The 14,041-nt window shown below is 59.3% G+C and carries 13 protein-coding genes; 7 read left to right on the top strand and 6 right to left on the bottom strand.

The genetic code is table 11. From position 1 onward, the window contains the following. Positions 1-40: 40 nt before the first annotated feature. From NC979_RS05420 to NC979_RS05410, 3 genes are all read left to right on the top strand, one after another. Entirely contained in the window at positions 41-943 is a 903-nt protein-coding gene (locus tag NC979_RS05420) for an ABC transporter permease (protein ID WP_190518214.1), read from the top strand. A gap of 51 nt (positions 944-994) precedes the next feature. Beyond that, positions 995-1,789, top strand: coding sequence for an ABC transporter permease (locus tag NC979_RS05415; RefSeq protein WP_190518212.1), 795 nt, complete (start codon positions 995-997; stop codon positions 1,787-1,789). 294 nt (positions 1,790-2,083) lie between these two features. Continuing rightward, positions 2,084-2,278, top strand: a complete 195-nt coding sequence (locus NC979_RS05410; protein WP_190518210.1) for a hypothetical protein — start codon at positions 2,084-2,086, stop codon at positions 2,276-2,278. 164 nt (positions 2,279-2,442) lie between these two features. On the opposite strand, the gene psb35 is transcribed toward NC979_RS05410, so the two are convergent. The 5 genes from psb35 to petP form a co-directional block, all read right to left on the bottom strand. After that, positions 2,443-2,646: a photosystem II assembly protein Psb35 gene (psb35, locus tag NC979_RS05405; protein WP_190518208.1), complete on the bottom strand. Its 204-nt coding sequence runs from the start codon at positions 2,644-2,646 to the stop codon at positions 2,443-2,445. 129 nt (positions 2,647-2,775) lie between these two features. Next, positions 2,776-5,079 (bottom strand): transglycosylase domain-containing protein, encoded by a 2,304-nt coding sequence (locus NC979_RS05400; protein ID WP_347403922.1) that lies wholly within the window; start codon positions 5,077-5,079, stop codon positions 2,776-2,778. A gap of 168 nt (positions 5,080-5,247) precedes the next feature. Next, entirely contained in the window at positions 5,248-6,285 is a 1,038-nt protein-coding gene (gene chlG, locus NC979_RS05395; RefSeq protein WP_190518203.1) for a chlorophyll synthase ChlG, read from the bottom strand. Between the two features lie 196 nt (positions 6,286-6,481). Continuing rightward, a complete protein-coding gene (locus NC979_RS05390) occupies positions 6,482-7,582 on the bottom strand; it encodes a Get3/ArsA fold putative tail anchor-mediating ATPase NosAFP (RefSeq protein ID WP_190518201.1) in 1,101 nt (366 codons plus the stop codon). Between the two features lie 295 nt (positions 7,583-7,877). Further along, on the bottom strand, positions 7,878-8,078 hold the full coding sequence (petP, locus tag NC979_RS05385; protein ID WP_073606570.1) for a cytochrome b6f subunit PetP: 201 nt from the start codon (positions 8,076-8,078) through the stop codon (positions 7,878-7,880). 140 nt (positions 8,079-8,218) lie between these two features. Between petP and hisF the strand changes: the two genes are divergently transcribed. Further along, positions 8,219-8,989 carry an imidazole glycerol phosphate synthase subunit HisF gene (gene hisF, locus NC979_RS05380; protein ID WP_190518198.1) on the top strand — a complete coding sequence of 257 codons (771 nt, stop codon included), beginning with the start codon at positions 8,219-8,221 and terminating at the stop codon, positions 8,987-8,989. A gap of 136 nt (positions 8,990-9,125) precedes the next feature. After that, positions 9,126-9,425 carry a hypothetical protein gene (locus tag NC979_RS05375; RefSeq protein ID WP_190518196.1) on the top strand — a complete coding sequence of 100 codons (300 nt, stop codon included), beginning with the start codon at positions 9,126-9,128 and terminating at the stop codon, positions 9,423-9,425. Between the two features lie 208 nt (positions 9,426-9,633). Here the strand turns inward: NC979_RS05375 and NC979_RS05370 are convergent, their stop codons facing one another. Next, complete coding sequence (locus NC979_RS05370) at positions 9,634-10,416, bottom strand: peptidoglycan-binding domain-containing protein (protein WP_190518194.1); 783 nt, start codon at positions 10,414-10,416, stop codon at positions 9,634-9,636. A gap of 120 nt (positions 10,417-10,536) precedes the next feature. Between NC979_RS05370 and NC979_RS05365 the strand changes: the two genes are divergently transcribed. Together NC979_RS05365 and NC979_RS05360 are read left to right on the top strand one after the other, a co-directional pair. Beyond that, positions 10,537-11,295, top strand: a complete 759-nt coding sequence (locus NC979_RS05365) for a hypothetical protein (RefSeq protein WP_190518193.1) — start codon at positions 10,537-10,539, stop codon at positions 11,293-11,295. Positions 11,296-11,443: 148 nt separating this feature from the next. Beyond that, positions 11,444-13,972: an HD family phosphohydrolase gene (locus NC979_RS05360; protein ID WP_242023976.1), complete on the top strand. Its 2,529-nt coding sequence runs from the start codon at positions 11,444-11,446 to the stop codon at positions 13,970-13,972. Positions 13,973-14,041: the final 69 nt, after the last annotated feature.

The raw sequence follows: 14,041 nt of genomic DNA, 5'->3' as shown, positions 1-14,041 counted from the left end.
CTGCCCATCCACTCCCTAACCCATCTATCCCCATTCCCCTATGACCCCTGCCCCTTCACCGACTCCCGCTGTAACCTGGGCCGATCGCTTCGCTCCTCGGCGCTGGCTGGGGCCGGTGGCACTGCTGGGGCCAGCGGGGGTGTGGTTACTGGTGCTGCTGGTGCTGCCCACCTTGCTAATTCTTGAGATCAGCCTAGTGCCGGGGCTGCGGTTGGGGCAGCCCAGCGGCGGTTATGGTCTAGGCAACTACCTGCAAATTTTGCAGCCGGTATATCTGCGAGTGATCGGGCGATCGGTGGCGTTTGCGGTGGGCTCCACGGCGCTGTGCCTACTGCTGGGGTTTCCGGTGGCCTACTGGCTGGCGCTGATGTCGCCCCAGCGCTGGCGCAACCTGCTGTTGGTAGCCTTTATTCTGCCCCTGTGGACCTCGTCGCTGCTGCGGGCCTACGCCTGGACGACCATTCTGCGCCCTAGCGGCGTGCTTAACGCGATGCTGACGGCGATCGGGCTACCCGCCCAAAATTGGCTAAACACGCCTACGGCGGTGTTTATTGGCCTGACCTACAGCTTTTTGCCCTATATGGTGCTGATTCTCTACGCATCACTTGAGAAGCTCGACACCCGCTTATTAGAGGCAGCCGCTGACCTGGGGGCCACCCCCCGCCAAAGCTTTTGGAAAATTACCGTACCCCAAACCCTACCCGGCATCGCCGCCGCCAGTCTGCTGGTGTTCATCAGCACCCTCAGCGATTTTGTGGTGCCTACACTGCTTGGGGGCGCCTCATCAATGAATATTTCGCGGCTCATCTACAACCAGTTTCTTGGTCCTACCCGCGCTTGGGGATTTGGCTCAGCCCTCAGCATGGTGCTGATCTTGGCGGTCAGTCTGGCGATCGCCCTCCTCATCCGCTACGGCGATCGCAACACCGTCGCTGAAACCTAAGCTCGCCCCCTACCCATCCACCCTCCTACCCTCCCACCCATCCCCCTCCCCATGCCCTCCCGCTCCGTCACCTGGCCCAGCCTCTTCACCGCGCTGATGTACGCCTTCATGTACTTCCCGATCATTGTGCTGGGGGCGTACAGCTTTAGCGACTCGCGCTACAGCGCCAGCTGGGGAGGCTTTAGCCTGCGGTGGTACCGAGCGCTGTTTAGCGATCGCCGCCTGCTGGCCGCCCTGCAAGATAGTCTGATCATCGCGATCGTAGCAGTGGCCATTTCGGCGGTGCTGGGCACGCTAATGGCGATTGGCCTAGCCCGCCACTGGTTCCCAGGCAAAGGGCTATATCGGGGCATGTCGTATCTGCCGCTGATTATTCCTGATATTGCGATCGCGGTGGCAACCCTAGTTTTTTTGGCATCGGTAGCGGTGCCCCTCAGCCTGGGCACCATCATCGCCGCGCATATGGTATTTTGCCTGGCCTACATTGCGGTGGTGGTGTCTAGCCGCATCCAGCGCCTCGACCCCAACCTCGAAGAAGCTGCCCTAGATCTGGGGGCAACCCATACCCAGGCGATGCTCAAAGTGCTGCTACCCCAGCTAGCACCCGGTATTTTGGCGGGCTGTCTATTGGCCTTTGTGCTCAGCATGGATGACCTGCTGATCTCTAGCTTTACCGCTGGGGGCGGTGCTAACCCTCTGCCCATTGAGATCTTTAGCCGGGTACGCACTGGCGTCAAGCCCGACATCAATGCCCTGAGCGTGATGCTAATTTTGGGCTCAGCTCTGCTGGCCGGAATAGCTGAATATGTGCGCTATTGGGGCGATCGCCAGCGCCAGAAAATCTAGGGCCACAATCGACCTGCCGGTCTGGGGAACCTGCTGGGAGGTTTGAGCTTCTATAGAGGAAATGCAATAGTCAGGCCGCTCACCTCATTGGGTTTGATTAATTTGTGTCGCTCAATTCAGCAGTGGCTCGCTTACTGCATAGAAGCTGTTTTGTGGTGATTTAAACCACAACCAGAGCTGCTTTCTATCACCGTTTGACCAGCTTAGGATCATGCTTGGCAAAAGGCTGTATCACTCTTTAATTGAGAGTTACAGGTGATATTGGGTATAGCCTCAATAGCTCGGGTCGTCACTATGCCTCAAACCACTAGCCAGTCGCTTAAAGCTCTCGTCGATCAAATCTTTGCCGAACGCCGCATAAGTCGCCAAGTGCAGCGAGAGTTGATGGAGATTCTGCTCAGCCAACCCACTCTGAGCAATCAAGACCATGCGACGGCCCAGCGGGTGTTTGATGCGATTCGTCAGGGACGACTACGGGTGGTTGATTAATATTGTCTAGCTGATGACTTGCCCTACCAAAGACAGGCCGCAACAAAAAAGTTAAAACAAACGCCGCCCAAGCTCGTAGCTCAGACGGCAGCGCGATCGCTAGAACGCCATCCCAAATGCCTCTAGCCTACGGTGAGGCCGAAGCTGTAGCGGTTTCGGATGGTCTACTCTTTGCCTTCCTCTGCATCAACAGTAGGAACGAAGTCAGGCTTCTCTTTGTTTTCCCAACCTGCGGGGCGCTTGGAGTTATACCAGGCGACGGAGCCAAGGGTAACTGCGGCGATAAAGCCCACTACATACACCAGCACAAGAGATGAACCTGCACCAGCCTCACCTGCGGTCGCTGCGGTCGCAAAATAGAGTGACATAGCTAACTAAACTCCAAAATCAGTTGTGTATCATCCTACGACGGCAGGTTACTACCAGGGATCACCCCCAGGTCTGACCCTTGGGAGGTCTGTAGGCTTGTGTTAAACCCTAACTCTCTACCCCAAGGCCTATTCCCCACCGGCTGGCGGCGGCGCTTCGAGGGGCGGCGGCGGTGCCACAAGTGGCGGTGGGGCCGGAGCGGGAGCTGGAGCCGGGGGAGCGGGAGCCGGCGGGGCCGGGGCCGGGGCTGGAGCTGGGGCCGGAGCCGGGGCCGGGGGATCTTCTGTCACAACAGGGGCTGCTGGTTCGGGTGCTGCTGGTGGGCTGCTGTTATAGCTTCTGTTAGAAGCGGGTGCCGGGGCCGCCGCTGGTTCACCGCCACCGCCAGAACTACTTTCTGACCGTCGCGATCGGCGGCTTTCCCCGCCACCGGAGCTAGAGGCCGCCTCTGACGATCGCGACGGGCCGTTTTCAGCTACCACCCGACCGGGCTTGACCGGGCTGAGGGTAATGCTGCCCTCACGCCCACCCAGCCGAGGTAGGCTGGGAAACTCCTCGACGGGAATATCGTCGGTGAGCTTAGCCATAAAATTGCGCCACACCCCAGCGGCCATACTACTAGCGCCGCTGGTGGGGGTATTGTCATCGTTGCCCATCCACACGCCAGCCACCAGCTGGGGAATATAACCGACGAACCACAAATCACGATACTCCTCGGAGGTGCCAGTCTTGCCCGCGACTGGCCGCCCTATATAGGCATTGCTGCCGGTGCCGCCCTCCACAACTCCGCGCAGCATCCAGGTCATAATGGCGGCGCTGTCGGCATCGATCGCCTGCTCCGACTCGTTAGGGCGCTCGTAGATCACCTCGCCGCTGCTGTTCAGCACTCGGCGAATGCCGTGGGCGGGGCGATGAATGCCTTTGTTAGCCAGAGTGCCATAGGCGCTGGTGAGCTCTAGCAGGTTGACCTCAGAGGTGCCCAGGGCGAGGGAATAGGCGGGCAGCAGCGGTGACTCAATACCCATGCGCTCTGCTAGCTTCACCACCGGGTCAAAGCCCACATCCACCAGTAGCTTCACCGCGACAATGTTGACCGAGTTGCGCAGGGCCTGGAGCAAATCCATGCTGCCGCTGTAGTTTTTGCCGTAGTTCTTCGGCTCGTAGCCGTCAACTACGTAGCGGGCATCCATGTAGCTTCTGTAGGGTGATATGCCCCCGGCGATCGCCGCTGCATACACAAACGTCTTAAATGTAGAGCCCGGCTGTCGCTGCGCCTGGGTCACCCGGTTGAACTGGTTTTCACTGGTGAAGTCGGTGCCCCCCACCATGGCTTTAATTTCGCCGTTGCGAGGATCCACCGCCACCAGCGATACCTGCCCCACATTCTGCCAACCGCTGTAGTTGGCGACGGCCTCCTCAACGGTTTCCTCAGCCCGGCGTTGCCAAACTACGTTGAGGGTGGTTTCTACCGTCAACCCGCCTGCTTCTAGCTGGTCGGGGGGCAGCAGCGCCTCTAGCTGTTTTTGGACGTAAATCGTGAAGTAGGGGAACTCGCTGTAGAGAAACTTAGGCTGGTTAGGGGCCACCTCCACCTCCGCCGTGATCGCTTCTTCGGCTTCGACGCCACTGATGGCTCCGGTCGCCAACATGCGGCGAATAACTCGGTTGCGCTGGCTGCTGGCAGCTTCAGCATTCACCGTTGGCGAATACAGGCTGGGGGCAGGGGCCATACCGGCAATCATGGCGGCCTCGGCCACAGTGAGCTGGTCAATGGTTTTGCCGAAGTACACCCAGGAGGCGTCGGCTACACCGTAGGCTCCAGAGCCCAAATAGACCAGGTTGAGATAGCGCTCAATAATCTGCTCTTTAGTCAAGCCCTCTTCAAGCTTGGAGGCCATCATGGCCTCTTTGATCTTGCGCTGAAAGCTTCGCTCTTGGTCGAGAAAGACGATGCGAGCCAGCTGCTGGGTAATGGTGCTAGCCCCTTCCACCAGATCGCGGTTTCGCACGTTGGCCCAGACGGCGCGGGCGATGCCCCGGTAGTCAACGCCGCTGTGCTCGTAGAATCGCTGGTCTTCCGAAGCAATGAACGCCTGCACCAGGTGCTTGGGCATGGCGTCGTAGGTGATGGTTTCACGGGAGGCGGGGCCCAGCTTTTGCAAAATCACCCCGTCCGCCGACGTCATGGTGATGGTGCCGTCGCGCTGGTAGGTGAGGGCTTGAGTAGGATCGGGTAGGTTGGCGTTAGTCGCCTCAATGACGCGGTAGGCGCGGGTGCCGCCTCCGGCTATGCTCGCCCCGGCCAGTAGCACTGCCCAGAACAGGGGGCGCAAAAACAGCGGCCGATAGCTACGCGGTGACTCTGGCTTTTCGCCCGATGGCCCAGGTTGAGACTCCACCCGCTGAGGAGAGACTCGCGAACCCTTGACCACACCGCTCCCAGATCTGCTGCGTCCTGAGGGCCGCGACGACTTCCTCGAAGGAAACGGCAGCCGGGTTAACCAAGATCGAGCCATAGCAGCGTTGCCTTTCACATCCTCTGTGAACTGTATGGGGTTTCGGTCATTTCTTCAAGGGTACAGCCGTGATTACGCGGATCCCTAAAGCGTCGTATGCCCCAAGGCCAGCCCTGTTACCAGCATACCTAACACCAAAAAAGGCTGGGCGCTGGCCTGATATTTGACGTCGTTGCCCAGAGGGTCGCGCAGAAAATACATATCTTGGAAGGTGATCTGGGGAATGATCAGCAGCACCAGCAGCACCGCGTAGAGGTTCTGGTGAATCGCCATCAGGTAGGCGGCGACGCCCCCCTGAAAAATGTCGATCGCCAGTACGCAAATCCAGGCGGCAGTGGTGATGCCAAACATCACCGGCAGCGACTTGAGGCCCATCTGGCGATCGCCCTCCACGCTCTTAAAGTCGTTAACCACCGCAATGCCCAAGCCCGCCAGACTGTAGAACAGAGTGAGCACCACAATCTTCCAGGTGAGGGTGCCAAACAGGGCGTGGCCCGCCCACCAGGGCAGCGCGATGTAGCTGGCCCCTAGGGCGTAGTTGCCCAACCAGCCGTTCTGCTTGAGTTTCAGCGGTGGGGCTGAGTAGATATACGATATGAACGAGCCACCAATAGCCAGGGCGGTAATGATTGGGAAGCTATGCCCAGCCCAGCGATCGAGGCTAAAGGCAATGGCGATGCCGGCCACCAGCAGCACCAGAATTTGGGTCACCACCTGGGGAATGGAAATTGCCCCCGAGGGGATGGGGCGGTAGGGCTCGTTGATAGCGTCGATGTCGCGATCGTAGAAATCGTTGAGGGTTTGGGTGTAGCCCGTCAGCAGCGGCCCCGCAAATAGCATGCAGGCGGCGGCGATCAGCACGTGCTCTAAACTCCAGCGGTAGTTGCCCGAGGAGGCCGCCCCGCACACCACGCCCCAAATCAGCGGAATCCAGGTGATCGGCTTCATCAGCTGAAGGCGAATCTTCCAGATCGAGGTTTCGCCCGACTTGGCACCCTTCATACCCAAGAGCTGGCGGGCGGCATTGCCCTGGGCTTCGGGTGCGATTTCAGCAGCAATCTCAGCAGCAGGGGTTTGGTCTGGAGCGTCGTTGACCGGAGTGGAGGACGGTGGTTCAGCCATGGTGATGGAATGCTACGGGTCGATACAACGTCGATCGGAACTTAGGTAAAACTAGGGCGATCGCGCAACCTCCCCATGAGGGGAACGCGATCACTACCCACGGTGCCACATTTTTCGGGTCAGAATCAAACCCTGATCAAGGGGAGGGGAGATTTTCCTCCGAACCTGTGACATTGAGCACTTAGCCGCGAGCGCCCTAGCTAAAGGAAATCACCAGGTGCTGGTCTTGAAACTTGGCTCCGGCCACCGCTTTGCCCTGGAGGGTAGGGGGCAGCAGCAGGTTGCGCCGCTGATCGCCCGCTTCGATGGTGACCTCGGGGCCATACTGGGTGAGCTTGACCTGGGTTTTGTCGAAGCTGGGTAGGAAGAGTCTCACGGTCTTGGCCGCCGCATCTACGCTGACCGGGCGTGGTGCCGATGTCGCCCACTGAGCCGGGTCGGGCAGGGCGGCGATCGCGCTTTCCCAGCCCTGATCGACTACCGAGGGCAGCGCCACCTGGGGCAGGGGGGCAAAGGCTGCGGCCTGCTCATCGCCCAGGTCGCCGCCATTCACCACCACGCCGCCTACGGTAAGGCCAATCTGCTGAGCGCTGCCCCACAGGTAGCGGGCCGTCGCCACCGACCCAGGGGTGGGCGTCGTGACTAAGAAAGCTGCCATGCGACTCGGATCGGTCACTGCTTGGCGACCTTCTTCAAGCTGCGATCGCACCTGTCCAGTGGGCTGATCGAGCACATCCCCTGACCAGTCAACAGCGAGCACCGCTGCGGCCATGGGCTGCAAAAAGGGCGACAGCACCCGCCCTACATCGGACTGCTGAAACACACCGCGAAACCGCCGCAGATACCAATCCAAAATTTCGGGCATGCCCAGCATGCGCAGGGTCGCCAGGGCGTCGCTGCCGTCGTAAATGATCACGTCGTAGCGATCGCTGGCATTGAGCTGCCGCAGGGTGTTTAGAGCCAGGGCACTATCCATGCCCGGCATCACTCCCAGCTCTTGACCATAGACCGCCTTGAGAAAGGGCGTGCGCAGATACTGAGATTCCAGGGCTTTAACCTCATCCCAGCTTTGCTCTAGCAGCGCTGCGCTTTGAAACTGCATGACCCACAGGTTGGACTTTAGCTCCTGGGGTTCCACGCTTAGAGCCTGTTCCAACAGCAGCGCCGGTGCTGGCGTCACATCTTGAATGGCCAGCAGCACCCGCTGTCCAGACCGCGCCCGCTGTTTTGCGGCGGCAATGGCTACAGTCGTACTGCCGCTGCCGCCCTTACCCAAGTAGGTGAGAATTAATGCCATAGAAAAACGGGGCCTTTGCGTTAGTCAGGTCGTCGCTGCTCCCCTGATTGCCAAGGATGCGTTGAAGCAAAACTGCTCTGCATCCAAGTCAAAACCAAGGGAATCAATACCGATCATCTCGGGGCCTGATAGCTGTGGAATCTCTCCAAAAGAGGAGATTGGCTTCAGATTTTCCCCTTTTCGCTTTCAGAACCCCACATTTAGAAGCCTAGCGCCTGCCCCCTTGAGCAAGGGGGCAAACGGTATTATTCAAGGAGCGTAGCAGCCGTAAAAGCCGCCTCAGCGCAGCTGCCCACTACTGAACTGCAGACAGCTCATCTTCAAAGAACCAGGTGGTGTAGCTATCCTCAAACTCGACCACGACGCCAACGTCGCTGCCGTCCACCATTTTGAATTGGCTCACGACGCCGCGCTTGCCGAGGTAAGCTGCCACATTCTTAGAAACCCGATCGCGAAGACGGGATACTTTCACCTTCTGGCCAATCTCTAAAGCCATGCTCAATAAGGGCTCCAACTGCGTTTCCAACGATAAACCAAGAGACAGTGTATCAGCGTCTTGACCCCTGATGATCGTCATAATCCTCTATTGTGGAACCGGGGAATGGGTTAATTTGCCATTAGGGCAAGGAGAACGCAATGCTGGCCAAACGGATTGTGCCCTGTCTCGATGTGAAAGCCGGCCGGGTGGTAAAAGGGGTCAACTTTGTCGACCTGCGCGATGCGGGCGATCCGGTGGAGCTAGCCCAGGCCTATAACCAAGCGGGAGCCGATGAACTGGTGTTTCTCGACATCACCGCCACCCACGAGGACCGCGACATCATCTATGACGTGGTTTACCGCACGGCGGAGCAGGTGTTCATTCCTCTCACGGTGGGTGGGGGCGTACAATCCTTAGAGACCATTAAAAAATTGTTACGGGCCGGAGCCGACAAAGTCAGCATTAACTCGGCGGCGGTGAAGCGGCCTGAGCTGATCAAAGAGGCCAGCGATCGCTTCGGCGCCCAGTGCATTGTGGTGGCGATCGACGCCCGCCGCCGCCTTGATTCCAGCAATCCCGGTTGGGATGTCTATGTGCGCGGCGGTCGCGAGAATACAGGGCTTGATGCCTTAGCTTGGGCTGAGGAAGTCGTCAGCCAAGGAGCAGGCGAATTGTTGGTTACTAGCATGGATGCCGATGGTACCCAGGCGGGTTACGACCTCGATCTCACTCGCGCTATTGCCGATCGCGTACCGGTGCCGGTAATTGCCTCGGGTGGGGCCGGTAACTGCGACCACATTCACCAGGCTCTTACCGAGGGGAAAGCCGAAGCGGCCCTGCTGGCCTCGCTGCTACACTACGGGCAGCTGACGGTGCAGCAGGTGAAGGAGCATTTGCGCGATCGCCAGGTACCCGTGCGTTTGACTTAGTCTTCTCCCTTTACCAGGCAAACCTAAAGACATTCTGTGGATGCTACGCCAGTTTTATGAATGCCTGTTACGATGTGTAACATATAGACTCAGTCATTAATCTGACTATTCATATCGTTACAACAGTTATTGTTCCATGCTGCTGCTCATCCTGACTATTGTTATTGCTTTGGTGGCTTGGGCGCTCCGCCTCATGGAGCAGGCCGTCAAAGGTCAGGAATTTTCCCTGATGTTGGCGGGCTTCTTAGTAGCATCTTCTGCTGCTGCCTTGATGGGGGTCTACTTCCTGATGGGTAACTACATGATCTATATGGATCATGCTGGCCAGCAGATGTCCACTATGGAAGCTCTAGATATTCCCTATTTCACCTACGCCAGCGCTACGCTGCCTGAGTCGGCCAATACTTTAAATGACTGGTTCGTTCAACCAGACTAATATTGCGCCTGCCAGCACTACGCTTAAGCCGCCGAGGAATTTACGTTTTCGGCGGCTTTTTAGTGGCCGTTTGCGGTAGACAACTATGCCTTAGATGCAGCCGTTTTAGCGCTGGCCCACCATGACCTGGTTAAGAATTAGGACCGCTGACCGTTACCCTGAGCCTGCTGTAGCAGGTTCAGGCTCGACTGTAACTCTACAGCACTATTTAATTGAGCGCTCGCCACGTGGCTGGGCCAACAATGCCGTCTACGGTTAGGTTATTGGCGGCCTGGGCAGCACGCACGGCAGCCTCGGTTTGGCTGCCGAACACCCCATCGACGGTACCGTTGTAAAATTTCTTGGTGCGCAGGCGCTGCTGGAGCTGCCGCACGGCGTCTCCTTCCATGCCAGGGCGCAGCACAGGGAGAGCGGCTGGGGTACCGCTGCTAGGGGTTGCGGGAGTGGTCGTGGCTGGGGGAGTAGTTGCCGGTGGGGTTGTACTGCCAGGAGCCGTAGCCGAGGGAGTGGTTGCTGGTGGGGTTGTACTGCTAGGGGCCGTGGCTGTTGGTGGGTTGGCCTCTCCTGGCGGGGTCGGGAATAGGCGACTCCAGGTGGCGGGACCAACAATGCCATCGGCGGTGACGCTCGCAGCGGTTTGAAACCGTCGGGCGGCGGCGGCGGTGTCTTCTTGGTAGACGCCAGTTACCGGGCCGGGGTAGTAGCCTAGCAGTATCAGCATGGACTGTAGTTCTCGTACCGACTCTCCCTGGCTGCCCAGCTGGAGGGTAGGCCGGACAATGCGACCGCCGCTCACCGTGGGTGTAGCGGGTTGGCTAGCCGGGGGCTTTTCCTCAGCTGGGGCTTGAGCCCAGGTGACGGAAGCGGTTAGGCTTACGCCGAGGGCAATGGCGCAGCCTCCCCAAAAGGGAATCGCAGCGACTGCTCCCCAGACGCGCTGGCTGGCCCCCCCTGGAGTCATCCGTTGTATAAAAGGGGAGACGCGGAACATAGACTTGGCTCCAGGCAGGGTAACAGAACGCAAGAGAACCCCAAGGGCTTGACAGCAAGCATTATAGGATTGCTGTCAGCAAATAGACTACTACACCCCTCAAAATTCAACAGGGTCTTCATGGGGATGATTCAAGCCGGTTCACAATACGATCGCCTGATGGCGGCCCTGGAAGCTGTAGTGATTAGCGATCGCAGCGCTCCTCGTCCCAGTGTCACCGAAGATTTGGGGTGGCAGGAGGGCCTGCTACAAGCGACCGCCGTCTGCGCTAGGGGAGAGCGGCTGCTGTCGCAGCGCTGGCAAACCCATTTTCAGTCGCTGACCAGCCCGGCGGTGGTGATTAACGCCCTACCCTATCTGTGGGTAATGGCCGATGTCCATGGCCACCACCGGGGCGCGGTACATCGTTGGGTAGAAGAGCTGGAGCTGTGCCCAACGGCGGCGGTGGCCTGCGAGCAGATGTTTGCCGTCCTGTGCCAACAGATGGGAGCCGCTCACAGCCTCAGTGCTCTAGCCCGCGTTCTGCCCGGTGCAACAAGCTCTTGGGATGACGCTGGCCTTGTAGCACAGGCCCTTAACCTAGTGGTCCAGAGCCAGGGGCAGTTTGCGATCGCCTTAGGACTGGCTCGTCATCGAGAATGGTCGGCGACGGCGATTGCCTTAGTGGGTCTGCTGACGGGGCTGGCTAGCGGTCGTGCTGGGCTAGGTGCTGCGCTGCGCCAGCGCTGGCTACTTGACTACCACCCTGCCCAGCCCGACCCCTGGCGGGAGGTAGATGCCGATGCCTTGGCGGTCCTGGCAACGACGCTGCATCGCCGTTGGGCGGGAATAGCGCCCCCCATCCTATCCTCCACTTTGCCCCTGGGATTGAGGGGCTGACTTGACGGGTGCAGGCGCTGACCACAGCCGCCGCCTATAATAGCTTCTGAGAGGTCCTGATTGAGTTCAAAGCCCTGACGGTTGCAGAGAAGCGGTGCTCTTATAGCTTTAGTCTGGGGTTCCCCCGGCCTCTGCCCGCCCCCTTTAAATGTCTCAATTTATGAAGGCAATTCAGGACATTGTGGCTGCGGTCGAGCGCTGGTGGGCCCTAGAGCAGCAGGCTATGAAGCGGACTACACCACGTTCTACGCTGTCGCCGCGATCGCTAGCCCTGAATGTGGAGGCGGTGGATACGGAGGCGATCGCTACCTCAGCCCAACGCCGTTTTGAGGGCTGGCCTCAGCCCTGTCGCCCCCTGCGTCGACGCAAAAATATCCGCCATCCCCAGTTTGCCTTTGCGATCGCTGCGCTAGGGCTGACGGCCATTCTGGGGCAGCGTTTCTACAATCAGCCAGGATTGCAGGTGGGCAGCATTGCCCCCAATACCGTGCTGGCCCCAAGCACGGTGCGAGTAGAAGACAAAGAAACCACCGAAGAGCGTCGTCGCGATGCCCGCAACGGTGCCCTTCAAGTGCTCCGGGTTGACCCCACCGTTGATGACTCGGTACTGCGATCGCTCAACGCTTTGATGGATCAGGTGGGCGATATTCGCCGCCAGGCTGGTGGGGTGCCCTTTGTGCCCACCAGCAAACTGTCGACTCAGGTGCAGGTTTATCTGCGCCGCTCCGACGATGCTACTTGGCTCAAGCTGCGCAGCCTTATCGACCCCCTGGCTGACGACAGCGCCAGGGGCGAGCAGGTGCCCTTAGCAATGCTGCTGCGCAACCAAACCATCACCCCCGATCAGCAGATAGCCCTGGGGGAACTGTGGGCCTACGGTCAGCGGTCTAGTAGTCAAGAGCTGGCAAAACTGCTGACGGCGGTGGAAAAGTCTCGCCAGAGCTATCAAGAGGCGATGGCCAATTTAACCCTGCTGGCGGCCCAGGCTGAAGGTGTTGCCGAGGCTCCTCCCCTGTTTGATCTGCCACTGCAAGACTGGGTCAACGCTCAAGTCGAGATTCGCAAAGCCGCAGAGCGCATGCTAGCCCAGGGCATTCATGCTGGACTGCCGCCCGAAATGCTCGACCGGGCGGCCTACCTTCAGCTCAAAGACACCTTGCCTCGCCCAATCGAGCCGCTGGCTCGCCAGCTCTTGCTCTCAACCCTAGAGCCAAACCTGGTCGAAGATAGCGATCGCACTCGGCAGCAGGCTGACATGGCCGCAGAGGCCGTGAAGCCGGTAATCATAGAGGTGCAGCAGGGCGAGCTAATTGTCTCGTCTGGAGAACCCATCAGCCAAGAACAGTTTGTGCTGCTCGACAGCTTTAACCTCAGCCAGCGCCGCTTTAACTACTGGGGACTGGCCATGTTTGGCGGGCTAGTGGCGGGTGGGGTGGGTCTGTTTTTGCTGGTTGAGCACTGGGTGCCCCAGCGGCTGCGTCAAAAAGACTATTTGCTGCTGTCGGCGATGGTGGTCAGCACTGGAGTGATGCAAATTTTTGGAGTGGCGGCCTATGGGCTACCGGCCATTGGTCTTTTGGCGGGCAGCTTCTACGGCCCGGTGCTGGGCGGCACGCTGGTGGTGCTGGTGGCAGTGCTGCTGCCGGTGGGGTCGGCAGTAAGCAGCATTTCGTTTATGGCGGGGGCGGCAGGGGCTCTGGTGTGCAGTCTGCTGGCGAGCCGCATGCGATCGCGCGAAGAGCTGGCCCTGCTGGGCGGTGGTGTCGGCCTCACTCAGGGCGTGGTTTACCTGCTGCTGACTCTGGTAGTGAGCCCAGTGTCTTTAATTTCTGCTGGGTCAGTTATGCTCACCGGGGCTGCTCTTCAGGGCATCTATGGCGTGATTTCTAGCATTGCCGCCCAAGGCCTGAGCCCCTACCTAGAGCACCTATTTGACCTAGTTACCCCAATTCGCCTAGCTGAGCTATCGAGCCCCAACCGCCCCATGCTGAAGCGGCTGGCCTCCGAAGCGCCGGGCACCTTTCAGCACACGGTGTTTGTGTCGAGCCTGGCCGAGGCCGCTGCCCGCGCCCTGGGCTGCAACGTCGAGCTGGTGCGGGCCGGTACGCTCTACCACGACATCGGCAAAATGCACGACCCTCAGGGCTTTATCGAAAACCAGATGGGCGGCCCCAACAAGCACGACGAACTCAACGACCCCTGGCTCAGCGCCACCATTATTAAAAAGCACGTTACCGAGGGCATTGTGATGGCCCGCAAATGCCGGCTGCCTAAGGCGGTGCGATCGTTCATCCCCGAGCACCAGGGCACGATGCTGATCAGCTACTTCTACCACCAAGCGCAAGAATTGGCCAAACATGAACCGGCCCTGACGGTGCAAGAATCTGACTTCCGCTACGATGGCCCCATTCCTCAATCGCCTGAGACCGGCATTGTCATGCTGGCTGACTCCTGCGAGGCAGCGCTGCGATCGCTTACCAACGCCACCCCCGACGAGGCTTTAGCCATGGTCAACCGTATTCTCCGCGCCCGCTGGAAAGATAACCAGCTGGTAGAATCGGGCCTCACCCGCGACCACATGACCCTAATCGCTGAGATTTTTGTGCAGGTGTGGCAGCAGTATAACCACAAGCGGATTGCCTACCCGAAGGCGGCACTGGCTCCGAGGGCGGGGTAGGGGAGTGGATGGGTGGGAGAGTGGGAGGGTGGATGAGTGGGTAAGTGAAGCGATGGAAAGGGGAAGAGG

Origin of the sequence: Leptolyngbya subtilissima AS-A7, assembly GCF_039962255.1 — a bacterium.
GTDB lineage: Bacteria > Cyanobacteriota > Cyanobacteriia > Phormidesmidales > Phormidesmidaceae > Nodosilinea.
The sequence above is the reverse complement of the archived record's forward strand: the minus strand, read 5'-3'. Positions and strand labels throughout refer to the sequence as shown.

Excerpts from the sequence above, each read along its gene's own strand:
- NC979_RS05420 (WP_190518214.1), top strand. The coding sequence starts at position 41 with ATGACCCCTGCCCCTTCACCGACTCCCGCTGTAACCTGGGCCGATCGC.
- NC979_RS05415 (WP_190518212.1), top strand. The coding sequence starts at position 995 with ATGCCCTCCCGCTCCGTCACCTGGCCCAGCCTCTTCACCGCGCTGATG.
- NC979_RS05410 (WP_190518210.1), top strand. The coding sequence starts at position 2,084 with ATGCCTCAAACCACTAGCCAGTCGCTTAAAGCTCTCGTCGATCAAATC.
- psb35 (WP_190518208.1), bottom strand. The coding sequence starts at position 2,646 with ATGTCACTCTATTTTGCGACCGCAGCGACCGCAGGTGAGGCTGGTGCA.
- chlG (WP_190518203.1), bottom strand. The coding sequence starts at position 6,285 with ATGGCTGAACCACCGTCCTCCACTCCGGTCAACGACGCTCCAGACCAA.
- NC979_RS05390 (WP_190518201.1), bottom strand. The coding sequence starts at position 7,582 with ATGGCATTAATTCTCACCTACTTGGGTAAGGGCGGCAGCGGCAGTACG.
- petP (WP_073606570.1), bottom strand. The coding sequence starts at position 8,078 with ATGGCTTTAGAGATTGGCCAGAAGGTGAAAGTATCCCGTCTTCGCGAT.
- hisF (WP_190518198.1), top strand. The coding sequence starts at position 8,219 with ATGCTGGCCAAACGGATTGTGCCCTGTCTCGATGTGAAAGCCGGCCGG.
- NC979_RS05375 (WP_190518196.1), top strand. The coding sequence starts at position 9,126 with ATGCTGCTGCTCATCCTGACTATTGTTATTGCTTTGGTGGCTTGGGCG.
- NC979_RS05370 (WP_190518194.1), bottom strand. The coding sequence starts at position 10,416 with ATGTTCCGCGTCTCCCCTTTTATACAACGGATGACTCCAGGGGGGGCC.
- NC979_RS05365 (WP_190518193.1), top strand. The coding sequence starts at position 10,537 with ATGGGGATGATTCAAGCCGGTTCACAATACGATCGCCTGATGGCGGCC.
- NC979_RS05360 (WP_242023976.1), top strand. The coding sequence starts at position 11,444 with ATGTCTCAATTTATGAAGGCAATTCAGGACATTGTGGCTGCGGTCGAG.